Genomic DNA, 20,752 nt, shown 5'->3' on the forward strand with positions numbered 1-20,752 from the left:
CACCAGCCAGCTCGCCGCACTGCGACTGAGTCTCGACCAGCATCAGTCGCGCACCTCGTCGCGCATCGACGAGCTCGAGGCGCAGGTGTCCGCGGTCACGCAGGCACGCCGCGGCGAGTTCGACGACGACGAGCACGACCCCGAGGGCGTCACTCTCTCCTCCCAGTGGTCGATGCTGGCCGGGCTCCTCGAGACTGCCCGCGCAGAGCGGCGACGCGTGGAGGCCGCTCAGGCTCGACTGGCTGATGGCACGTTCGGCACCTGTGCGACCTGCGGCGCGCCCATCCCCCTCGCGCAGCTGGAGGCCCGGCCGTGGCGCGAGCGCTGCGTGGCGTGCGCGCGCTGAGCAGGACGTACGTCGGCCCCGGCACCCCCGCAAGGGTGCCGGGGCCGTCGTCCCGTGAGCGCGGACCGCTTACTGAGCGGCCTGCTGCTCGGCGATCTGCGCGCGGACGTTGTCCATGTCCAGGCCCTCGATCTGCTCGACGAGGCTCTGGAGCTGGGGGCCGGCCATCGCACCGGCCTGGTTGTAGATCATGATGCCGTCGCGGAAGGCCATCAGTGTGGGGATCGCGGTGATCCCGAACTGAGCGCCCAGCTCCTGCTGGTCCTCCGTGTCGACCTTGGCGTGGACGATCTCGGGCTTGGTCTCCGAGGACTGCTCGAAGATCGGCGCGAAGCGCTTGCACGGGCCGCACCACTCCGCCCAGAAGTCGACGAGGACGATGCCCTCCTGCGTCACGGTCTTCTCGAAGTTGTCAGTGGTCAGTTCAACAGTTGCCATGGGGGTTCCTTCCTCAATAGCTTCCCCGTGTCCCGCGTAACGTGCATGAGTGCGGGGGTATTCCACGCCAGCGTGCCACGCTCCGGCGCGCGTCCTGAACAGTGCGCGCTGCCGGGGTAGAAATGAGTCATGACTGACATGGCGGAGATGCCCCCTGAACCGTCCGGCTGGCTCAGCGATCGCGAGCTGCAGCACGTGCGCGGAGAGCTGCCCATCCTGTACGTCAACGCCATCCCGGTGCGCACGGACGCGGCTGGAGAGGTGACGGAGGTGGGACTGCTGCTGCGGGCGGACGACGATGCGATCTCTCGTGCGCTGGTGGCCGGCAGGGTGCTGCGGCACGAGCGCATCCGTGATGCGCTGATCCGCAACCTCGAGAAGGACCTGGGCGGCGTCGCACTGCCCAGGATCCCGTCGAGCCCCACGCCGTTCGCGGTCGCCGAGTACTTTCCCACCGAGGGCTTCGGCGCCTTCCACGACTCGCGCCAGCACGCTGTCGCCCTGGCCTTCGTGGTGCCGGTCGACGGCGACTGCGAGCCCAGCCAGAACGCGCTCGACATCGTGTGGCTCAGCCCGGAGGAGGCCGCGAGCGAGGACGTCGCGCGCGACATGACGGGCGGCCAGCATCACCTGCTGCGCCAGGCGCTCGCGCACTGCGGAGTGCTGCCGTAGGGCGTCACTCCTCCCGCTGTCGCGCCAGTACGGCGAGCTCGCGCCACCATTCGAGGCGCGTGGGCCGCCCGTCGTAGCTCGCGCGGCCCTGGTTGCGGCCGCTCGGGCTCGGCAGCACGAACACCTGCGCTCCCCCGAAGGTCCAGTCCTGCTCGCCCAGGCCCGGCGGCCTCTCCCCCAGGTGCCGAGCTGCCGCCTTGCCCGCCTCCTTCGAGGTGAAGGCGAGCCAGCGCGGCCGGTGCTGCGTGATCGCGGCCTCGAGGCGAGGGACGTCGTACGGCAGTCCCTTGTCGTGGCTCTGCGCCATGGTCTTGACCAGGTCCGTCAGGCCTATCCCGTGCTCGGTGACGCGCGCATCGGCCGTGGGCTCCAGCCGCTCTGGGACGAATCCGGCCTCGTGCAGGAAAGGCCAGAAGCGGTTGCCAGGCCCGGCGTAGTAGTGACCGCGCGCTGCGGAGATCAGGCCCGGCGCCGTGCCGCAGAACACCACGCGCAGCCCTGGCGCGAGGTGGTCGGGCAGGACGGTCATGTCACCCAGGACGGCCGATGCGCTGGCCCGCTCAGCGCCCCGGCTCGGCGAGCACGGCGGCGACGTGGGGCGCCATGGCGCGGAAGGCGGCGCCCCGGTGCGAGATCTCGTTCTTGGCCTGCGCGCTCAGCTGAGCGTTGGAGACCTCCTGGCCCGTCGCCACGAAGATGGGGTCGTAGCCGAACCCTCCGTCGCCGTGCGCCTCGCGCACGATGCGCCCCTCCATGCGACCCACCTCCACGTACTCCCGGCCGTCCGGAAGCACCAGCGCGGCGGCGCACACGAACGCCGCGCCGCGGTGCTGGTCCGGAACGTCCGCGAGCTGGGCGAGCAGGAGACGCAGGTTGGCGTCGTCGTCGCCATGGGCGCCCGCCCAGAGCGCGGAGAACACCCCCGGCGATCCGCCCAGCACCTCCACGGCGATGCCGGAGTCGTCCGCGAGCGCTGGCAGCCCCGTCGAGGCAGCGAGCGCGCGCGCCTTGATCAGCGCGTTGGCCTCGAAGGTCACGCCATCCTCGACGGGCGAGGGGGCGTCCAGGTCGAGCGCGGAGGCGACCTCCTCCCGGTGCACGTGCGGCAGCAGCGGCGACAGGATCGCCCAGATCTCGTCCACCTTGTGCGCGTTGCGGGTCGCGATCGCGAGGACGGCCACGGTCAGGCTCCCAGCGCCTCGGCCTGCAGGCGGGCCAGCTCGGCGTTGCCTGCGGTGGCGAGCGCGAGGAGCTCGTCGAGCTCGGCCTTGCTGAACGGCGCACCCTCCGCGGTGCCCTGGACCTCCACGAATCCGCCGGAGCCGGTCATCACCACGTTCATGTCCGTCTCAGCGCGCACGTCCTCGACGTACGGCAGGTCCAGCATGGGCGTGCCGTCGATGATGCCCACCGAGATCGCGGACACCGAATCCGTCAGCGGGGAGGCGTCGCGCTTGATGGCGCCGTTGGCGCGGCCCCAGGCGATCGCGTCGGCCAGCGCCACGTAGGCGCCGGTGATCGCTGCGGTCCGCGTGCCGCCGTCGGCCTGGAGCACGTCGCAGTCGAGCACGATGGTGTTCTCGCCCAGGGCCTTGACGTCGATCACGGCGCGCAGCGAGCGGCCGATCAGGCGGCTGATCTCGTGCGTGCGGCCGCCGATCTTGCCGCGCACGGACTCGCGGTCGTTGCGGGTGTTGGTGCTGCGCGGCAGCATCGCGTACTCGGCGGTGACCCAGCCCTCGCCGGAGCCCTTCTTCCAGCGCGGGACGCCGGGCGTGAAGGACGCGGCGCACAGCACGCGGGTGCCGCCGAAGGTCACGAGGCACGAGCCTTCGGCGGAGTCGAGCCATGAGCGCTCGAAGGTCACGGGGCGGAGCTGGTCGAGGGCGCGGCCGTCCGCGCGGGTGGGGGAGGTCATGGTCCGAGCCTAACGGCGACGGCGCGGCGCGCCCGGCCGATGCTCGCCGTCAGAACGTGTGGACCTCGCCCGGTCGAGCGAGCACGGCACTCGGGACGTGCTCGCGCACGGCCGCCATCGTGGCCTCCGGCTCCACCCACGAGGCGATGTGGGTGACGATCAGTCGCTCCACGCCTGCCTCGGCCGCCATGCGGCCCACCTGATCGCCGTTCATGTGCACGCCGGGAGGATTGACCTCTCGGTGGGCCCAGCCGGCCTCGCCCAGGATCGCGCTCACGCCGGGCCGCGCGGCGAGCGCGTCCACCTCCGCGCACCGGTCGGTGTCGCCCGTGTAGAGCAGCGTCGACTCCCCCGCCGAGATCAGGGAGGCGAGCGCCGGCACCGGGTGAGACGCCCGCGCGGTCTCGATCGTGAACGGACCGATGCTCGCGATGTCGCCGGGCTCGAGCGGACGGTAGTCGAAGGGGTCCATGTCCGCGCCATCAGGATCGCCGGCGACCTCGCGCACCCGCCGGTCGATCCCCGGAGGGCCCAGGAGTGGGATCCGCGGCAGGCCCTCGTCCTTCGTGGGACCGTAGCGACGCAGCACGCTCAGCGCGCCCACATCCGCGCAGTGGTCCGGGTGGCCGTGGGAGATCAGGACGCCGTGCACGCGCGCCGGCTCGCAGTACCGCTGCAGAGGACCCACGGCACCTGAGCCCAGGTCGAGCACCAGCCGCCAGGTGCGTCCTGCATCGTCCGTGTGCCGTAGCAGGTAGCAGGAGGCGGCGCTGTCGGGTCCGGCGGTCGAGCCCGCGGATCCCACGATGGTGAGCTCCATGCTCACAGGGGCACCACCTCGGACACCACGGGGCCCAGGAAGCGCTGCGCCAGGGCCTCGAAGCGCCCGCGCTCGCCCGTGGCGCTGAAGCGATGCCGGGCCACGGAGTCCGGCGAGCGCTCCAGGCCGTTGGCGGTGAGCGCGCGGTAGACGTCGATCGCGGTCTCCGTCGCGGAGTCCACGAGAGTCACGTTCTCCCCCATGACGTAGCCGATCGCGCCCTGCAGCATCGGGTAGTGCGTGCAGCCCAGGATGAGGGTGTCCACGTCCGCCTCCTGCAGCGGAGCGAGGTACTCCCTGGCGATGTCGATCACTGCGGGGCCGGACGTGATGCCGTCCTCGACCAGCGACACGAATCGCGGGCACGCCTGCGAGTGCACCGTGATGTCCGGCGCGGCCGCGAGAGCGTCGTCGTAGGCGCCAGAGGTGATGGTCGCCGTGGTGCCGATCACGCCCACGCGGCCGGACTTGGTGAGCGCTGCGGCGCGACGCACCGCGGGGACGATCACCTCGACCACCGGCACGCCGCGCTCGCGCGAGAAGCGCTCGCGAGCGTCGCGCAGCACCGCCGCGGAGGCGGTGTTGCACGCGATCACCAGCATCTTCACGCCGTCCTCGACCAGCGCGTCCATGATCGCGAGCGCGTGGCGGCGCACGTCGCTGATGGGCAGCGGTCCGTAGGGCCCGTACTCGGTGTCACCTACATAGTGGATGGACTCGTGGGGCAGCTGGTCCATGATCGCGCGGGCGACCGTCAGGCCCCCCACGCCGGAGTCGAAGACCCCGATGGGGGCGTCACTCATCCGCGTCCTCCGCCGTCATCGCGTACTGCACCAGGGACTCCTGCAGCCAGGTGAGCGCCTGATAGAGCATGCCGAGCCACACGCGCTCGGGGTCGATCCCCAGGTCGTCGTCCGCATCCGTGTCGAGGGCGTGGGTCGCCAGCTCGATCTCGCCGTGGAGGCGGTCGGCGTCCTCATCCGTGTCGAGGCTGAGCCGGCTGGCCAGCACCAGGCGCACGTCGGTGAGCGCTGCAGCCGTGGGCATCGCCTCGGCGGCATCGATCTCCCACTCGGGGCCGTCCTCGCTCAGCTGCTCCCACATGGTCCGCAGGCGGGCGACCTTGAGGTCGCGCAGGTCGCCCTCCGTGAGGCGACGGAACTCGTCCGCGACGTCGCGATCGTCGCGACTGGCAGAGGGCAGCAGGCGCAGCACGGCGGGGTCGTCGGGCTCCGCCAGGGACTCCTCGAGGCCCTTCAGGTGCGCGAAGATGCCATCCATCTCGTCGTCGGCGTCGCGAGCGTGCTGCGCCCCCGGGTCCGCCATCCCGAACTGCTCGCCACCCAGCAGCAGCCCCACGTCTGCGACGATGCGCGCCACGACCATGCGCTCCTCGTCGTCGAGCTCGGCCACCGCCGCCGCGCCGCGCGCCTGGAAGCCCCTCATTCGCCGCTCCGTTGGAGGGTGGCCCACAGGCCGTACCCGTGCATCGCCTGCACATCGACCTCCATCTTCTCGCGGCCGCCGGTGCTCAGGACGGAGCGGCCGTGCTCGTGCACCTCGCGCATGCGGGCCTCGGCGTCGTGGCGGCTGAGTCCGAAGTAGGTCTGGAACACGTGCGTCACGTAGCTCATGAGGTTGACGGGGTCGTTCCACACGATGGTGACCCACGCATCGGCCGTGCGTGTCGCGACGGCGCCCTCGCGCTCGAGCTCCTCCTGGGTCACGCGTCTAGCCTACGGCCGATGCGCGCGACGGGTGGGGAGGCTGGGCTCGCCTAGTCGTCCCCGTTGCCGTCGTTGCCGAAGGCCGCGTCGAGGATCTCCTTGCACTGCGGGCACACCGGGAACTTGTTCGGGTCGCGGCCGGGGACCCACACCTTGCCGCACAGGGCGATCACGGGGTCGCCGGACAGCGCCGACTCCATGATCTTGTCCTTCTTCACGTAGTGCGCGAAGCGCTCGGCATCGCCGGGCTCCGCGAGCTCGCGCTGCTCGACGCGCTCGATGGTCGCGGTGCCGCCCTGGGGAGCTCCGGTCTGGGGCTGTGGCTCGAGGGTCTCGCTCATGCGGCCAGTGTACGACGCACTCCCGCGTCCGGCATCAGGCATCGGCGACCCGGTCCTGGCCCTGGGGACGGGGACGGCAGGCCGCGCTCGGAGGCCGCGAGGGACTCAGGACACGCCCGCCAGGAGGCGTCCCGAGCGACGGTCGTACCACGAGCCCGCCACCCGGACCCCCGCCACGCACGCCGCGACGCCCAGCACCACGCCGGTCACCAACGCCACCCAGCCCCAACGAGCATCGACCGCGAGCGCCAGCACGAACGGCGCCGTGACCAGCGGCAGGATCGCGAACATCGCCGCTCCGGAGATCAGCTGCGCGACCAGGCTCGCTCCCACCGAGCCCACCTCCGCGCCGAACGGGTTCTCCCCGGGCCCCGGGGCTCGGTACGGCAGCACCACGGACGTCACCGCAGAGATGCCGAGCGTCGCCCCCAGCGCGCCCACGCATGCGCCGATCAGGCCGGGAGCCACCTCCCACAGCCGGGACCACGCGAGGATCGCCAGGGCCGCGAGCCCCACTGCCGGCAGCGCCCACACCAGCACCGCCTGGGTGCGCGCGGCCATCACCTGCCTGCCGATGCGCCCGGCCACCACGTCCATCCACAGCGCGCTCGAGTCGTACGCGACGTCGTTGTGACGGCCCCAGCCGATGGATGCGGCGAGGATCACGGGGGCACCGAACGCCCACCGCGGATCGAGGTCGAGCATGGGCACCACGAGACCGAAGAACACCAGCGGCAGCGCGACCACTCCCACCGAGCCCACCAGGTAGCGCGGATCGGTGGCCCAGTACAGCAGCGCCCTGGCGCGCACCGCGCGGGTGGCGGAGTCGGAGCCGAGCGGTCCCCACAGGGTCCTTCGCGCCGCTCCGGCGAGCACCGCATCGGACCGGCGCTGGGCGCCGCCGCCGCGATGCAGGGGGTGGACCAGCGTGTACGCGACGTTGTCCTGCCACGCCCGGTGCAGGATCCAGACGGCCGCGACCATCATCGCGACGCGCCACGCCGCGCCCCAGGCGTCGCCGCTGGCGAGCGCCTCCGGAGCGACCATCCCGGCGCCCACCGGAGTGCGGCCCAGCCACTCGAGCACCACCGGCAGCTCGTAGGAGGCCGCGGACTCGATGCCCGCGCGCAGCACGATGAACCCCGCGGGAGCCACGGCACCGAGCGATGCGACCACCGTGACGAGCGCGATCGCGCGTGTGCGTCGGGAGCGCAGGGCACGCGTGCTCCACGCGACCGCGACCCGGGCGCCGAGGGCCATCAGGGCGACCGTGAGCAGCGACCCCACCACGGCGAGCGCCACGACACCGCTGCCGTCGTAGCGCCACGACCCGGCCAGGATCATGAACACCGCGATGAAGAAGAGCGCGGGGACGGTGAGCGCGGCGGCGATGGTGAGGCCGGGCATGATGGAGCGCGCCGACACGCCGAAGATCGCGAAGCGTCCCGGGTCGAGCGTGTCCTCGAGCCCGGTCACCAGCAGCGGCACCACGATCCACCCCAGGATGCAGACGGCGGCCGCGCCCACCAGGATCTGGGAGCGCACGTCCGCGACCTCGAGCGACAGCATCCGCTGCATCCAGAACGCGGCCGGGATGAGCGACAGCGACCACACCGCTCCGCCCACGAGCAGCAGCGCGCGCCACCACTCGCGCATCAGCTGATGGCGCACCACGCGGTACTTCAGCGTCAGGACTGTCGCAACCACGCGAGATCCCTGGAGTCCGCGACATCCCCGACGAGCCCCACGAAGCGGTCCTCGAGGTCCTGGCCGGCCCGCACCTCGTCGATGGCTCCCGCCGCGAGCACCCGGCCGCCGCCCACCACCGCCACGTGATCGCACAGCCGCTCCACCAGCGCCATGACGTGCGAGGACAGCACCACCGTGCCGCCCGAGGCCACGAAGGACTGCAGGATGCGGCGGATCGCCCCCGCGCTCACCGGGTCCACCGCCTCGAACGGCTCGTCGAGCACCAGCACTCGCGGCGCATGCACGAGCGCGCAGGCCAGAGCGATCTTCTTGGTCATCCCCGCAGAGAAGTCGGTGACCAGCGTCGAGCCGGCCTGGCGCAGGTCCAGCGCCGCCAGCAGATCGTCGCGGCGCTCGCGCACCACGTCGCGATCCATGCCGCGCAGCAGCCCGGCATAGCTGATGAGCTCCGCGCCGGTGAGGCGGTCGAAGGTATGGAGGCCGTCGGGCAGGACCCCGAGCATCGGCTTGGCGGCGGCAGGCTCGCGCCACAGGTCGACGCCGTGCACCAGCACTCCGCCCGCATCCGGCTCCAGCAGGCCGGTGGCCATCGACAGCGTGGTGGTCTTGCCGGCGCCGTTGGGGCCCACGACGCCATAGAAGCTGTGCGTGGGGATCTCGAGGTCGATTCCGGCCACCGCGACGGTCGCACCGAACCTCTTGTGCAGGCCGCGCAGGGACAGGGCCGATGCAGGGGCCGGAGGAGGGGACGGCATGCGGCCAGCCTACGGCCGCGCCCGCCGGTGGTCGCCCTCCGTGCGGGCAACGTCACAGGGCGCGCGCAGGGCGCGGCCGCGTCAGGACGGGTTGAGCACCAAGTACGCGGTGTAGGCGATCCAGAGCACGAGCAGCGCCACGCCCTCGACGCGGTTGATGCGTCCGTCACGCCTCCAGCGGAACCCGAAGATCACCACCAGCAGGGTCATGCCCATCACCATGGGCAGGTCCCGCGTCAGCAGCTCGTCGCTGACCACGGCGGGAGCGATGAGCCCGGCGATTCCCACCACGCCCAGCGTGTTGAACAGGTTGGAGCCGATGACGTTGCCCAGCGCGAGGTCGTTCTCACCCTTGCGCACGGCGGCGATCGCGGAGGCCAGCTCGGGAGCGGACGTGCCGATCGCCACCACGGTGAGGCCGATCACCAGGTCCGACCACCCCAGCGACTCCGCGATCTCGACCGCGCCCCACACCAGCAGCCGGGAGGACAGCACCAGCAGCACCACGCCCACCACCAGCCATGTCCAGGCGGCGCGCTTGGACATGGCGCGGTCGCCCGTGGAGCGCTCGACGTCCTTCTCGAGATCGTCCCCCTGGTGCTGGCGGGCGCTCATGATCTGCCAGGTGAGCAGGACCGCGAGCAGGAGCACTAGCACCCCTGCGTCCCCGGTCGAGAGCTCGCCGTCGCTCATCAGCATCCACGCGATGCCGGTGACCACGACCAGCAGCGGCAGCTCCTTGTGCAGGATGCCGCGCTTGACGATGATCGGCAGCAGGATCGCGGAGACTCCGAGGATGAGTCCGATGTTCGCGATGTTCGAGCCGAACGCGTTTCCCAGCGCGATCTCCGGAGCGCCGTCCGCCGCCGCGAAGGCGGACACGACCATCTCCGGCGCGGAGGTGCCGAAGCCGATGACGATCATGCCGATCAGCAGCGGCGCCATGCCGAGATAGCGGGCGACGGTCGCGGCGCCCATGACAAACTTGTCGGCGCTCCATGCGAGGGCGACGAGGCCGCCGAGCGTGGCGAGGATGGGGACCAGCATGGGCACGAGCGTAGCGGCGGAGGCGTCCCTTGCGCCCGTCCCTCGCGCCTCGGGAGCATGGCGCTCGTGCGCGCGCGGCACGCGCGAGAGGGCGCCGCCTGGACGCGGACCTTCGCACCGGCGCTGTGAGAAATCCCCCGCAAGGGGGTGTGACAACCAACCTACGCTCGCGTAGGGTTGTCACATCCGCACCATCGACGGTGCACGCTTGGCAACGGCTGGGAAGTCGGACGCCCCCGAATTCTGGAGACGCATGACCAACACCCCGGCCACGGCCCCGCGCTACCCGTCCAACCCCATCACGCACCGCTTCACCGAGCTGGCTGCGACCGTGCGGGACACCGGGCTGCTGCGGCGCTCGTACACCTTCTACGCGATCTTTGGCGCTGCGCTGGTGCTCGCGCTCGGCGGAGTCATCACCGGCATGATCCTCCTGGGCGACTCGTGGTTCCAGCTGCTCATGGCCGCTGCGCTCGGCATCGTGCTCACGCAGGTCGCGTTCCTGGGCCACGAGGCCTCTCACCGCACCATCTTCGTCTCCGGCCCCGCGAACGATCGCCTGGGCCGCATCCTGAGCGCGCTGGTGGTGGGCATCAGCCACCAGTGGTGGATGAACAAGCACTCCCGCCACCACGCGAACCCCAACAAGCGCGGCGCCGACCCCGACATCGAGCAGGACACCATCACGTTCGTCGAGGAGGACGCCGCGAAGACCACCGGCGTGATCCGCTGGATCAACCAGCGCCAGGGATGGCTGTTCTTCCCGCTGCTGACGATGGAGGGCTTCAACCTCCACTACCGCTCGGTCGCCTCGCTCGTGACCCAGGGCACCCGCAAGCAGCGCTGGACCGAGCTGCCCATGATCGCCCTCCACTTCGGCCTGTACCTGGTGCCGCTCTTCCTGTTCCTGCCGCTGGGCATGGCGTTCGCGTTCATCGGCGTGCAGATGGCCGTGTTCGGCGTCTACATGGGAGCGTCCTTCGCCCCCAACCACAAGGGCATGATGATCGTCGACGCGGACACCAAGATGGACTTCCTGTCCAAGCAGGTCCTCACGAGCCGCAACGTCTCCGGCGGCTGGGCGATGAGCATCCTCATGGGCGGGCTCAACTACCAGATCGAGCACCACCTGTTCCCCAACATGGCGCGCCCGCACCTGGGCCGCACCCGCGAGATCGTCCGCGAGTACTGCGAGGCTCACGAGGTCCCGTACACCGAGACCACGCTCGTCGAGTCGTACGCGATCGTGATCGCCTACCTCAACCGCGTGGGCCTCGCCGCCCGCGATCCGTTCGACTGCCCCGAGCGCGTCGCGATGGGGCGCTAGCCGCAGGTCTCAGCCAGGGAACAGGGCGTCGATCTGCACGACCTGATCCGACGTGGGCCGCCACGTGGCTGAAGCGGCGTTCTGGGTCACCTGCTCGGGCCGGGTGGCGCCGGCGATCACTGACGACACCACCGCGCGCGACAGGAACCAGCCCAGCGTCGCCTCCAGCATCGTGACGCCCCACTGCTCGCACAGCGCCGCGTACGCCTCCATCGCGTCCCAGTCCGCGTCCTGCGCGATGTGCGGGCGCTGGCGCGCGATGCGGGAGTCCGCAGGCATGTCGTCACGCGAGAACTTGCCCGTGAAGAGGCCGTTCGCGAGCGGGAAGAACGGCAGGAAGCCCGCGCCGATGCGCTCGGCCGCGGCCAGGCGCCCGTCACGCTCCACCGCACGCGCGATCAGGCTCAGCTCGTCCTGGCTCGACGCGATGCCGGAGGCGCCTGCCGCCGTGGCCGCCGCAGCGGCCGCGTCCAGCTGAGTCGACCTGAACTGGGAGACGCCGAACGCACGGATCTTCCCCTCCTCCACGAGCTCCTGGAGCGCGGCCACGGTCTCCCCGATGGGCGTGGCGGGATCCGGCTGGTGCTGCTGGAAGAGGTCGATGCGGTCTGTCTGCAGGCGTTCGAGCGACGCCGCGCACGCGGCGCGCAGGTAGGCGCGCGAGCCCTTGGCGCCCAGCCGGTCGAGCGGGGTGTCGACCTCGGTGAACCCGAACTTGGTCGCGACGATCGCCTCGTCGCGCCTGCCCTTCCAGGCGTTGCCCATGAGCGTCTCCGACACTCCCCACTCGCCGCCGTAGAGGTCCGCGGTGTCGAAGAAGGTCACGCCAGCGTCGAGCGCTGCGGCGATCACCGCATCCGTTCCCTCCTGCGAGGCGGACGCGGCACCGGTGCGGCCAAAGTTGTTGCAGCCCAAGCCGACGGCGGAGACGGTGAACGGTGCTGATCCCAGGCGACGCTGTTCCACGCCCGCCACGCTACCTGCCGCGCCGCCCGCCCCGCTCCGTGCCTCGCGAAGGGCCCGGACGCGCGAACGGCGCCGAGCAGATGCCCGGCGCCGCTCGCCCTCAGGTCAGGAGATCACAGACCGCCGATCACAGACCGTCGACGCGGTCCGCGGGAGCCGTGAGCCCCGGGTTGGACTCGAGGTAGTCCACGAAGTTCGCGAGGTCCTCGGGACCGCCCAGGCGGTTCGTGCCCTGGGTGAAGGCGCCAAAGCTGTCGCCGCCGTCGGCCAGGAAGTTGTACAGCGCGACGCGGTAGGTCTGGGCGGGATCGATCGGCTCGCCGTTCAGCGCCATCGTTCCTGCGACCACCTTGCTGCCCTGGGGCTGCGAGTCGTCCCAGGTGTAGGAGAAGCCCTCCGAGACGCCCAGGGCGAGGTACTGACGGCTGCGCGTGGGCACGTACTGCTGCTCGAGCGCCGCCTTGATGTCCGCGCCCGTCATGTCGACGGTCACGATGAGGTTGCCGAACGGGTTGACGTCGTACGCCTCCGCGTAGGTGACCTCGCCGGAGGCCTCATCGTACTTGGGTGCGAGCGTCAGGCTTGCACGCACACCGCCCACGTTCATGAAGGCGATCTGGGCCCCTCCCTCGTCGGCACCGTCCGTGCCCCACAGGATGGCGTCCGCGACGAGGTCCGCCATGGGCGTCTCGATGCCGCGGTTGCCGCTGGAGTCGCCCGTGATGTCCTCCGTGACGGAGCCGACCACGCGCGCGGCGATGGGTCCGGACAGCGCGTCCCACTTCTCGACGATGGCGGTGATCTCCGGGTGGGCCTCGACGCCCGCGACGATGTGGTTCTGAGCGCTGCTGCGGTCACGGACCACATCGCCGGTGCGGCGATCGATCGCGAGAGTCGTCTCGGTCACGACCATGCCGTACGACGCCGCGGAGGTGACCAGACGGGGGTTGCCGTCCGGATCGTCGAACTCGCACACGTAGGGCTGATGCGTGTGGCCCGTCACGACCAGGTCGATCGCAGCGTCCATGTTCGTCGCGATGGTCTCGATGGGATCGGAGACCCCGTCGCACTGGCTGACGCCGCCGTCGACCGGGATGCCGCCCTCGTGCAGCAGCACCACGATCGCCTCGACTCCGCGGGCCTGCAGCTTGGCCGCCTCCGCGTTCGCCGTCTCGACCTCGTCGAGGAAGTCGACGGATGCCACGCCTGCGGGGCTCACCAGCGTCGGGGTGTCCTCCAGGGTCATGCCGATGAAGCCGATCCTCATGCCTGCGACCTTCTCGATGGTCGTCCCGGGCAGCAGCGTTCCGGAGCCGTCCTTGTTGACCACGTTCGCCGCGAGCCACGGGAAGTCCGCGCCGTCGTAGGGCGCGTCCGGGAAGTAGCAGCCGTCCACGGGGTGGCAGCCGCCGTACTGCATGCGCAGCAGCTCCTCGGTGCCCTCGTCGAACTCGTGGTTGCCCACGCCGGACACGTCCAGGCCCATCGCCTCGAGGGACTCGACCGAGGGCTCATCGTGGAAGAGTCCGGACAGGAAGGGCGAGCCGCCGATGAGGTCGCCGGCCGCGACCGTGAGGGACCGGCCCTTGGGCGCGTCCTCGCGCAGCTCGTCCAGCATCGAGGCGAGGTACTCGCCGCCGCCCACATCCTCGGTCCCGTAGAACTCGTCGCTCTCCGGCGACTCGATGTGGCCGTGGTAGTCGTTGAAGGACAGGATCTGGACGTCCTGGACCGGACCCGAGCCCTTGCCGGGGCCGTGACCCTTGCCGGGGCCGTGGCCCTTGCCGGGCCCGTGCCCATGGCCGTAGCCGTCGCTGCTGCCGTGCCACCCGGCCGGCCCCGAGGGGCGATGGTCGTCCTTGGCGGCGACTGCGGCGCCAGGTGCCGCCAGCGCGAGCGCTGCGACGGCTGCAGCCGCGGCCACGAGTCGCGTGGCCCTCCGAGACGTGCGGTTCATGGGGTGATCTCCTCGTCGTCGTCGACGTGCCCGCGGGCGCGGGCACCGCTGCCTGCGGCGAAATGCCGCATACATGACGAAACGTACATGCGGTCGGTCTCAGACGCCATCGCTGAGCGCGAAGGTTCAGGGCGCGTTCACGCCCTCGACATGCGCAGCGCTGAGCACGGAGCGCTCGGCCCACGCGGGGGCGTCGCGGTCTCAGAATCTCGCTCCGGGGATGGTCCCGGCGACGCGCCCCGGGCACACGAGAGGCCGCCGCACCGATCGCTCGGTGCGGCGGCCTCTCGGTCACCTACAGGGATGAAAGCGTGGAGATGGCGGGAATCGAACCCGCGTCCGCATGTACGACGACAGGTATTCTCCGGGCGCAGTCTGAATGAGCAGTGTCTCGGACCCGCACGACCTCCAGACAAGCTGTGCGATAGCCCCAGTCACCGTGAAGTCCCCCACCCCCCGGTGACGAGAGGGTGGAGCAAGTTCCCTAGATGACGCCAGGGACCAGGTCGGGAACTAGCCTGGGCTGACGGACTTCGAGGCTCGCTTAGGCAGCGAGGGCGAAGTCGGTGCGCTTGGAATCGGCACCTATTGGTTTGCTGAGGACGTTAACGAGATAACTCAGCGTTCTCGGCCCGCTTCCCCTGAGGAAAGCACACACGTCGAAACCGATCATCCCCTGTGCAGTTGTGACTCCAGTGTACGTCGCAGGCACGACACGACTCAACGGCGCCCCGTACGCCCTGCGCGAAGCCGCGCTAGAGCTCCAGGTTCACGGCGGCGTCGAGCGCCACCTCGATGCTCGCCATCCAGCCGTCCTTGAGCCGCGCGTTGCCCTCGTCGTACAGGCTCTCCCCCGCCACCAGGTTGGAGGAGCACGCGCAGATCATCCCCGCCCGCAGGCCCCGCAGGCGCGCCACCACGTACATGGCGGAGGCCTCCATCTCGACGTTGAGGATCCCCATCTCGCTCAGCTGGGAGATCCACTCCGGGCCCTCCGCATAGAACGCGTCATCCGACGCGCTCAGGCCGGCGTGGACGGAGCGCCCCGTTACCTCGCTCAGCTCTCGAGCCACGCGCTCGAGCTCGGAGGTGATCGCAAGGTCGGGCACTGCGGGATAGCCCGGATGCACGTACGCGGCCGTCGTGCCGTCGTTGCGCAGCGACCCCTCGCTCACCAGGAGGTCGCCGGGTGCGACGCCCGGCTGCAGGCCTGCGGAGGAGCCGACGCGGATGAATGACGTCACCCCCACGCGGGCGAGCTCCTCGACGGCGATGGCGGTGGACGGGCATCCCATCCCGGTGCTCGTGGCGGTGATGAGACGCCCCTTGTACATCCCGGTCATGGTGCGATGCTCGCGGTTGTGGGCGACCTCCCGCACCTCGGTGAGGAACTCGGCCACGAACGGCACACGGAACGGATCGCCCGGCATGAGGGCGACGGTGCCGACCTCGCCGGGCGCGATGCCGATGTGGTACTGGCGGGCGTCGCGCCCTGCGGTGGACTTGTCGACGATGGTGGACTCGGACATCGTGAGACCTTCCGGGGCAGGACCCGAGGGGAGCGGCGCTCCCCTAGCGAAGGGCCTGCGTGGGGCCGATGCTAGCGAGCCGAGGTTTCGTCCGTGTGACCTGCGTCCGTCGTCATGGCGGCGCGCGATCAGACCTCCCAGTCCGACGTGTAGGTCCTGGCACTCAGGAGCTGAGCGAGCTCGATGTGCACGCTGATGGTCTTCTCCAGTCGCGCGGCGCGATCGGCGCCCAGCATGTCCTCGTCCCAGTCGCGGCCGGAGACGTACGCGACGTACGGATTCACCACGCACTTGAAGTCCATCATCAGGGAGCTCGCCAGGGCGCCGGTGGCCATGTAGCTGTGCGGCAGGCCCGCCGCGCACACGAACGTCACGACCTTGTCGAACCACGCGGATCGCCGCCCGTCGCCCGTCGCCCCCGTGGACTCGACGAGGGACTTGGCGACGGCGGACGGGGCCCAGTTGTAGATGGGGAAGGCCAGCACGATCCCATCGGCATCATCGATGAGCCCGTACAGCGCGGCGAAGGCATCGTCCTCGAACACCCCGTGATTGTCGAAGTGCGGCAGCGCGACGTCGGCCAGGTCCACCAAGGTGGAACGGTGCCCTGCACGAACGATGGCCTCCGTCGCCCGCTGGGCCAGGTCTCGGCTGAGGCTGGCTGGGTCGAGGCTGCACGAGACCACAGGAAGGTTCAGGGAATCCACGCCGCCACGCTACCCGGTGCGCCTCAGGTGGCGTCGGCCGGCCCCAGGAGGACGCGCCACACCCACAGCGCGGCCTCGTCGACGCTGGCGTGCGGCTCCCGCCCCAGCCATGCGCCGATCACGCCGATGATCGAGCCCGCCACGCCCGCGGCGAGCACGTCGAGCGGGACCTCGGGATCCTTGCGCGCGCTCTCCTGCGCGGCGCCGTGCACGGCGCGATGGATGTGCTCGCGCAGCCGAGCGAGCACCACGCCATAGCCGGGCTCGAGGAACACCCGCCGGTACAGGTCTGCGTGCGTGTCGATGTGGGCGAGGAAGTCCACCAGGGCGCGGGGCGGATCCGCGGACTGCTCGTCGATGCCCTCGAGCTGCGCACCGGCCTCCTCCGCCACCAGGTCGAACGCGTCGGCGAGCAGCGTCTCCTTGTCGGAGTAGTGCTGGTAGAAGGTGGACCGGTTGACCCCGGCGCGCTCCGCGATCTCGCCGACGGCCACGTGGTCGATCCCCTTCTCGCGAGCGAGGTCGAACAGCGCCTGCTGCAGGCTGCGTCGAGTGCGAACGATGCGGGCGTCCATGCGCTCAGTGTGCCCGCGCAACTGCCCGTGGGCAACTGTTAACCAACAACTGTCGAATATCTCGCTCTCGCGGGATACACTGACGCCAGGCATCGTCGCCGCTCACTCGTCCCCACCCCTGAGAAAGGCTCTGACGTGGCCCACTTCCTGTTCCGGCTCGGTCGCTCGTCCGCGCTCCACCCCATCCGCGTGATCCTTGCGTGGGCGCTCGCGCTGGGCCTCGCTGCCGGATCGTTCCTCGCCTTCGGCGGAACCCTCACCGACAGCTTCTCGATTCCAGGCACCGAGACGGACCGCGTCGCCGCCGAGCTCTCTGACGAGGTCCCCGCCGCGTCCGGCGCCAACGCTCGCGTGGTGTTCGAGACTCAGGACGGCTCCGCCTTCACCGCGGAGCAGGAGGAGCAGGTCTCCTCGGCGCTCGCCGCCGCGCTCGACGTCGAGCACGTCACCGCCGTGGTGGACCCCTTCGCCACCCAGGCCGACCGCGAGGCGCAGGAGCAGCAGCTCACCGACGGTCAGGCGCAGGTCGACGGCGCCGCCGCAGAGATCGAGGCGGGACGCGAACAGCTCGCCGCGGGCCAGGACCAGCTGGACCAGGCCGCCGCTGAGCTCGACGAGGGACAGGCACAGCTGGACGCCGCGATCGCGCAGGCCCAGGACGCCGGGACCTTCGACGCCGCCGCGAGCCAGTTCGAGGCCCAGCAGGAGCAGATCGACCAGGGCCGCGCCCAGCTCGCCGAGCAGCAGGCTGAGCTCGACGCTGGCGCAGCGGAGCTCGACGCGGGCGAGGCGGAGCTCGCCGCCCAGAGCGAGCAGCTCGCGCTGGGTCAGGAGCTCGCCACGAACGCCTCAGCCCTCAGAACGGTGTCCGAGGACGGCTCCGCCGCCCTGGGCATCGTGCAGTTCGACGTGGGCGCGCTCGACCTCCCTCAGTCCAGCAAGGACGGCGTCATCGACGAGGTCTCCGCGATGCCGCTGGACGGCGTCGAGGTCTACTTCTCCGCGGACCTCGCCACCTCGGTGGACGGGATCCTCGGCGTGGGCGAGATCGTGGGCGTGGCGATCGCGCTCATCGTGCTGATCGTCATGATGCGAGCCTTCATGCCGGCCATCCAGCCCATCATCACGTCGCTCGTGGGCGTGAGCGTGGGCGTGGCCGCCTCGCTGTCGCTGTCCGGAAGCTTCGAGATGTCCTCCGTCACGCCGGTGCTGGGCGTCATGCTCGCGCTCGCCGTCGGCATCGACTACTCGCTCTTCATCATCAACCGCCACCGCACGCAGGTGCGCGCAGGGATGGACGTGCACGAGTCCATCGGCCTCGCGAACGGCACCTCCGGCAACGCGGTGGTGTTCGCCGGCGCGACGGTGCTCATCGCGCTGCTGGCGCTCAACATCTCCGGCATCCCCTTCATCTCGGTCATGGGTTCCGTGGCCGCGTTCTGCGTGTTCGTCGCCGTGCTCGTGGCCATCACGCTCACTCCCGCCGTGCTGGGCCTCACCGGCACCAAGGTGCTCGGCAAGAAGGCTCGAGCGAGCATCGGCTCTCCCGACCACGCCGAGAAGCCCGCGCAGCCCATGAAGACGTGGCGTGCGGTGGTGCGCTTCGCGGTGGCCGCAGGCGCGCTCGCGATCGTCTCGATCCCCTTCTTCTCCATGCGCCTGGGGCTGCCCGACGGCACCCAGGAGGCCGAGGACTCGACGCAGTACCAGGCGTACACCACCGTCGACGACAAGTTCGGCGAGGGCGTCAACGGGACGCTGCTGGTCACCGCCCGCCTGCCTCAGGCAGTCGCCGAGGAGGAGCAGCTCGCGGCCCAGGCCGCCCTGACCTCGGCGTTCATGGAGCAGGAGGACGTGGTCGCCGCGGCCCCCGCCGGAGTCTCCGAGGACGGCGACTTCCTCGCGTTCCAGGTGATCCCCGCCGAGGGCCCCTCGAGCGAGTCCACCGAGGTGCTGGTCCACACGCTGCGCGATCAGTCGCCCCTCGAGTCCGACGACGCGCTGATCGACGGCGCCGAGCTCGGTGTCGCGGGCTCCGCCAGCGGCAACATCGACATCTCGGAGAAGCTGTCCGAGGCCCTCCCGGTGTACCTCGCGGTGGTCGTGGGCCTGTCCTTGATCATCCTCATCATCGTGTTCCGCTCACTGCTGGTGCCGCTGGTCGCCACCGGCGGCTTCGTGCTGTCGCTCTTCGCGGCCTTCGGTGCCACCACCGCGGTGTTCCAGTGGGGCTGGCTGGGAGACCTGTTCGGCGTGCATGACCCGGGCCCGATCCTGAGCTTCCTGCCCATCATGCTCACCGGAATCCTGTTCGGCCTCGCCATGGACTACCAGCTGTTCCTGACCTCCGGCATGCGCGAGGCCTTCGTGCACGGCAACGACGCGCGCACGTCCGTGGTGCTGGGGATGCGTCACGGCCGTGCGGTCGTGACCGCCGCCGCGATCATCATGGCCTCCGTGTTCGGCGGGTTCATCTTCTCCCACATCTCGACCATCCGACCCATGGGCTTCGGGCTCGCGGTGGGCGTCCTGCTCGACGCCTTCGTGGTGCGCATGCTGATCGTGCCTGCCCTGATGCACCTCATGGGCGAGAAGGCATGGTGGCTGCCGCGCTGGCTCGACCGCATCGTCCCCAATGTGGACGTCGAGGGCGCGGCGCTGGAGCGCGAGCACCCGGTCCCCGCGGAAACCGTCCGCGAGGAGGACGCCAAGGCCTGACGCGCGTGCCTAGCGTGGTCGCATGAGCCCCGATCTCGATGCGATCCGCGCCCGCCTCCACCGGAGGCATGATCGAGTGCTGGTCGCGGCTCGCGCCGGTGGGTCGACGTCGTGGGCCGCGTATGGGGTACCGGACACGGCCGATGCGGAGATCGGCTCGGTCTCGAAGGGCCTCACCGGCCTGCTGCTGCACGAGGCGATCGACCGCGCCGAGGTGTCGCTCGGGACCACGCTGGGCGGGGCGCTGGGACGCCCCGAGGCGTCCTATGCGCCGCTGACCCTGGGCGCGGTCGCGTCGCATCGTTCGGGGCTGCCGTCCCAGCCACCGATGCCCGGCGAGCGCTCGCTCGCCCGGCGCACCTGGCGCATGTGGCGCCACGGCGAGAATCCCTACGGCGACAGCGTCGCGGACCTGTTGGACCAGGCGGCCGATGCCCGCATCGGGCGAGACCGGTTCGTCTACTCGAACCTCGGGTTCGAACTGCTGGGGGCAGCGCTCGCGCGAGCGGCGGGCGACTGCTTCCCGGGCGTGCTGCGCGAGCGGGTGCTCGAGCCACTGGGGATGACCCGCGCGCACGTCCCGGTGCGCGAGGCGGACCTGAGGCCCGAGTCGCTCACCGGCCGCTCGCGGGGCGGGCGCCCTCACGCCGCGTGGGTGGGCGACGCCATCGGACCCGCGGGCGGCGTGCGCTGCACGGCAGCGGACCTCGCGGCGCTGCTCGACGGGCTCGTCGAGCGGAGCGCGCCGGGCATCGGCGCGCTCGAGGCGAGGGCCGATGCGACGGGCGGCTCACGCATCGGCGCGGCCTGGTTGACCACCTCCGTGCGGGGACGCGAGGTGGTCTGGCACAACGGCCGCACCGGGGGCTTCGCGTCTTGGGTGGGCGTCGACCGTGCCCGTGAGACCGCCGTGGCGATCGTCTCCGCCACCGCGATGAGCGTCGATGACGCCGGGTTCCGGTCGCTGGAGGCGCTCTCGCCGTAGACCACCGTGGGCGATGTCAGGCCCCTCTGGTGTGATGGGTTCATGACCGAGGCAGCCGCTCCGCTTCCTGTGTCCCACGCCGTGGGTGGTGGGTCGTGGGAGGCGCGCGTGCGGGGTGCTCTGGTGACGGGTCGTGAGGTGACGCATGGGCGTGTGAGCTCGCTGTCGGATGATGACCTGGTCGCTGTGGGTGCCGCCATCGGGGCGGTGCGTC

General features: G+C 70.8%; 22 protein-coding genes and 1 other RNA gene. 5 read left to right on the forward strand and 18 right to left on the reverse strand.

Annotated features, from left to right (window positions below; translation table 11 throughout):
* Positions 1 to 85: 85 nt before the first annotated feature.
* Positions 86 to 346 carry a TraR/DksA family transcriptional regulator gene (locus tag Dac01nite_RS01070; protein ID WP_239066439.1) on the forward strand — a complete coding sequence of 87 codons (261 nt, stop codon included), beginning with the start codon at positions 86 to 88 and terminating at the stop codon, positions 344 to 346.
* Between the two features lie 69 nt (positions 347 to 415).
* Here Dac01nite_RS01070 and trxA read toward each other — a convergent pair whose 3' ends face one another.
* Positions 416 to 784, reverse strand: a complete 369-nt coding sequence (gene trxA / locus Dac01nite_RS01075; RefSeq protein ID WP_203652933.1) for a thioredoxin — start codon at positions 782 to 784, stop codon at positions 416 to 418.
* Between the two features lie 129 nt (positions 785 to 913).
* On the opposite strand from trxA, the gene Dac01nite_RS01080 reads away from it, so the two are divergent.
* Positions 914 to 1,456, forward strand: a complete 543-nt coding sequence (locus Dac01nite_RS01080) for a DUF4916 domain-containing protein (RefSeq protein ID WP_203652934.1) — start codon at positions 914 to 916, stop codon at positions 1,454 to 1,456.
* Between the two features lie 4 nt (positions 1,457 to 1,460).
* Here the strand turns inward: Dac01nite_RS01080 and Dac01nite_RS01085 are convergent, their stop codons facing one another.
* The 11 genes from Dac01nite_RS01085 to Dac01nite_RS01135 all read right to left on the reverse strand — a co-directional run bounded on the left by Dac01nite_RS01085 (position 1,461) and on the right by Dac01nite_RS01135 (position 9,774).
* Positions 1,461 to 1,985 carry a mismatch-specific DNA-glycosylase gene (locus Dac01nite_RS01085; RefSeq protein WP_203652935.1) on the reverse strand — a complete coding sequence of 175 codons (525 nt, stop codon included), beginning with the start codon at positions 1,983 to 1,985 and terminating at the stop codon, positions 1,461 to 1,463.
* 31 nt (positions 1,986 to 2,016) lie between these two features.
* Positions 2,017 to 2,643 carry an RdgB/HAM1 family non-canonical purine NTP pyrophosphatase gene (rdgB, locus tag Dac01nite_RS01090; RefSeq protein ID WP_203653722.1) on the reverse strand — a complete coding sequence of 209 codons (627 nt, stop codon included), beginning with the start codon at positions 2,641 to 2,643 and terminating at the stop codon, positions 2,017 to 2,019.
* On the reverse strand, positions 2,640 to 3,374 hold the full coding sequence (rph, locus tag Dac01nite_RS01095; RefSeq protein WP_203652936.1) for a ribonuclease PH: 735 nt from the start codon (positions 3,372 to 3,374) through the stop codon (positions 2,640 to 2,642). Before rph ends, rdgB begins: the two co-directional genes overlap by 4 nt.
* Before the next feature lie 49 nt (positions 3,375 to 3,423).
* The gene (locus Dac01nite_RS01100; protein ID WP_239066505.1) at positions 3,424 to 4,194 is read right to left on the reverse strand and encodes an MBL fold metallo-hydrolase; all 771 of its coding nucleotides are present in this window, start codon (positions 4,192 to 4,194) and stop codon (positions 3,424 to 3,426) included.
* Between the two features lie 2 nt (positions 4,195 to 4,196).
* Complete coding sequence (gene murI / locus Dac01nite_RS01105) at positions 4,197 to 4,997, reverse strand: glutamate racemase (RefSeq protein ID WP_203652938.1); 801 nt, start codon at positions 4,995 to 4,997, stop codon at positions 4,197 to 4,199.
* Entirely contained in the window at positions 4,990 to 5,640 is a 651-nt protein-coding gene (locus Dac01nite_RS01110) for a DUF2017 family protein (protein WP_203652939.1), read from the reverse strand. The genes murI and Dac01nite_RS01110 overlap by 8 nt, the downstream gene beginning before the upstream one ends.
* On the reverse strand, positions 5,637 to 5,921 hold the full coding sequence (gene clpS, locus Dac01nite_RS01115) for an ATP-dependent Clp protease adapter ClpS (RefSeq protein WP_239066440.1): 285 nt from the start codon (positions 5,919 to 5,921) through the stop codon (positions 5,637 to 5,639). Before clpS ends, Dac01nite_RS01110 begins: the two co-directional genes overlap by 4 nt.
* Before the next feature lie 50 nt (positions 5,922 to 5,971).
* A complete protein-coding gene (locus Dac01nite_RS01120) occupies positions 5,972 to 6,262 on the reverse strand; it encodes a DUF3039 domain-containing protein (RefSeq protein ID WP_203652940.1) in 291 nt (96 codons plus the stop codon).
* 105 nt (positions 6,263 to 6,367) lie between these two features.
* Positions 6,368 to 7,969 carry a hypothetical protein gene (locus Dac01nite_RS01125; RefSeq protein WP_203652941.1) on the reverse strand — a complete coding sequence of 534 codons (1,602 nt, stop codon included), beginning with the start codon at positions 7,967 to 7,969 and terminating at the stop codon, positions 6,368 to 6,370.
* Positions 7,951 to 8,727, reverse strand: coding sequence for an ABC transporter ATP-binding protein (locus Dac01nite_RS01130; RefSeq protein ID WP_203652942.1), 777 nt, complete (start codon positions 8,725 to 8,727; stop codon positions 7,951 to 7,953). Before Dac01nite_RS01130 ends, Dac01nite_RS01125 begins: the two co-directional genes overlap by 19 nt.
* A gap of 81 nt (positions 8,728 to 8,808) precedes the next feature.
* Positions 8,809 to 9,774 carry a calcium/sodium antiporter gene (locus Dac01nite_RS01135; RefSeq protein ID WP_203652943.1) on the reverse strand — a complete coding sequence of 322 codons (966 nt, stop codon included), beginning with the start codon at positions 9,772 to 9,774 and terminating at the stop codon, positions 8,809 to 8,811.
* A gap of 253 nt (positions 9,775 to 10,027) precedes the next feature.
* On the opposite strand from Dac01nite_RS01135, the gene Dac01nite_RS01140 reads away from it, so the two are divergent.
* Positions 10,028 to 11,101: a fatty acid desaturase family protein gene (locus tag Dac01nite_RS01140; RefSeq protein WP_203652944.1), complete on the forward strand. Its 1,074-nt coding sequence runs from the start codon at positions 10,028 to 10,030 to the stop codon at positions 11,099 to 11,101.
* Between the two features lie 9 nt (positions 11,102 to 11,110).
* On the opposite strand, the gene Dac01nite_RS01145 is transcribed toward Dac01nite_RS01140, so the two are convergent.
* From Dac01nite_RS01145 to Dac01nite_RS01170, 6 genes are all read right to left on the reverse strand, one after another.
* Positions 11,111 to 12,067: an aldo/keto reductase gene (locus Dac01nite_RS01145; RefSeq protein ID WP_308438263.1), complete on the reverse strand. Its 957-nt coding sequence runs from the start codon at positions 12,065 to 12,067 to the stop codon at positions 11,111 to 11,113.
* Between the two features lie 127 nt (positions 12,068 to 12,194).
* Complete coding sequence (locus tag Dac01nite_RS01150) at positions 12,195 to 14,024, reverse strand: bifunctional metallophosphatase/5'-nucleotidase (RefSeq protein ID WP_203652946.1); 1,830 nt, start codon at positions 14,022 to 14,024, stop codon at positions 12,195 to 12,197.
* A gap of 309 nt (positions 14,025 to 14,333) precedes the next feature.
* Positions 14,334 to 14,701, reverse strand: a transfer-messenger RNA (tmRNA) gene (gene ssrA, locus Dac01nite_RS01155).
* 78 nt (positions 14,702 to 14,779) lie between these two features.
* Positions 14,780 to 15,553 carry a nucleoside phosphorylase gene (locus Dac01nite_RS01160; RefSeq protein WP_203652947.1) on the reverse strand — a complete coding sequence of 258 codons (774 nt, stop codon included), beginning with the start codon at positions 15,551 to 15,553 and terminating at the stop codon, positions 14,780 to 14,782.
* Between the two features lie 128 nt (positions 15,554 to 15,681).
* On the reverse strand, positions 15,682 to 16,260 hold the full coding sequence (locus Dac01nite_RS01165; protein ID WP_203652948.1) for an NADPH-dependent FMN reductase: 579 nt from the start codon (positions 16,258 to 16,260) through the stop codon (positions 15,682 to 15,684).
* 23 nt (positions 16,261 to 16,283) lie between these two features.
* Positions 16,284 to 16,835, reverse strand: a complete 552-nt coding sequence (locus Dac01nite_RS01170) for a TetR/AcrR family transcriptional regulator (protein ID WP_203652949.1) — start codon at positions 16,833 to 16,835, stop codon at positions 16,284 to 16,286.
* Between the two features lie 135 nt (positions 16,836 to 16,970).
* Between Dac01nite_RS01170 and Dac01nite_RS01175 the strand changes: the two genes are divergently transcribed.
* Together Dac01nite_RS01175 and Dac01nite_RS01180 are read left to right on the forward strand one after the other, a co-directional pair.
* Positions 16,971 to 19,553, forward strand: a complete 2,583-nt coding sequence (locus Dac01nite_RS01175) for an MMPL family transporter (RefSeq protein WP_203652950.1) — start codon at positions 16,971 to 16,973, stop codon at positions 19,551 to 19,553.
* Positions 19,554 to 19,575: 22 nt separating this feature from the next.
* The gene (locus Dac01nite_RS01180; RefSeq protein WP_203652951.1) at positions 19,576 to 20,538 is read left to right on the forward strand and encodes a serine hydrolase domain-containing protein; all 963 of its coding nucleotides are present in this window, start codon (positions 19,576 to 19,578) and stop codon (positions 20,536 to 20,538) included.
* The last annotated feature ends 214 nt before the right edge of the window (positions 20,539 to 20,752 follow it).

The sequence above is a fragment of the Demequina activiva genome (assembly GCF_016862815.1).
In the GTDB taxonomy this organism is placed as follows: Bacteria; Actinomycetota; Actinomycetes; order Actinomycetales; family Demequinaceae; genus Demequina; species Demequina activiva.

Coding starts and splice junctions, on each gene's coding strand:
- trxA (WP_203652933.1), bottom strand. CDS start 784: ATGGCAACTGTTGAACTGACCACTGACAACTTCGAGAAGACCGTGACG.
- Dac01nite_RS01080 (WP_203652934.1), top strand. CDS start 914: ATGACTGACATGGCGGAGATGCCCCCTGAACCGTCCGGCTGGCTCAGC.
- Dac01nite_RS01085 (WP_203652935.1), bottom strand. CDS start 1,985: ATGACCGTCCTGCCCGACCACCTCGCGCCAGGGCTGCGCGTGGTGTTC.
- rph (WP_203652936.1), bottom strand. CDS start 3,374: ATGACCTCCCCCACCCGCGCGGACGGCCGCGCCCTCGACCAGCTCCGC.
- Dac01nite_RS01100 (WP_239066505.1), bottom strand. CDS start 4,194: ATGGAGCTCACCATCGTGGGATCCGCGGGCTCGACCGCCGGACCCGAC.
- murI (WP_203652938.1), bottom strand. CDS start 4,997: ATGAGTGACGCCCCCATCGGGGTCTTCGACTCCGGCGTGGGGGGCCTG.
- Dac01nite_RS01110 (WP_203652939.1), bottom strand. CDS start 5,640: ATGAGGGGCTTCCAGGCGCGCGGCGCGGCGGCGGTGGCCGAGCTCGAC.
- Dac01nite_RS01120 (WP_203652940.1), bottom strand. CDS start 6,262: ATGAGCGAGACCCTCGAGCCACAGCCCCAGACCGGAGCTCCCCAGGGC.
- Dac01nite_RS01130 (WP_203652942.1), bottom strand. CDS start 8,727: ATGCCGTCCCCTCCTCCGGCCCCTGCATCGGCCCTGTCCCTGCGCGGC.
- Dac01nite_RS01135 (WP_203652943.1), bottom strand. CDS start 9,774: ATGCTGGTCCCCATCCTCGCCACGCTCGGCGGCCTCGTCGCCCTCGCA.
- Dac01nite_RS01140 (WP_203652944.1), top strand. CDS start 10,028: ATGACCAACACCCCGGCCACGGCCCCGCGCTACCCGTCCAACCCCATC.
- Dac01nite_RS01150 (WP_203652946.1), bottom strand. CDS start 14,024: ATGAACCGCACGTCTCGGAGGGCCACGCGACTCGTGGCCGCGGCTGCA.
- Dac01nite_RS01160 (WP_203652947.1), bottom strand. CDS start 15,553: ATGTCCGAGTCCACCATCGTCGACAAGTCCACCGCAGGGCGCGACGCC.
- Dac01nite_RS01170 (WP_203652949.1), bottom strand. CDS start 16,835: ATGGACGCCCGCATCGTTCGCACTCGACGCAGCCTGCAGCAGGCGCTG.
- Dac01nite_RS01180 (WP_203652951.1), top strand. CDS start 19,576: ATGAGCCCCGATCTCGATGCGATCCGCGCCCGCCTCCACCGGAGGCAT.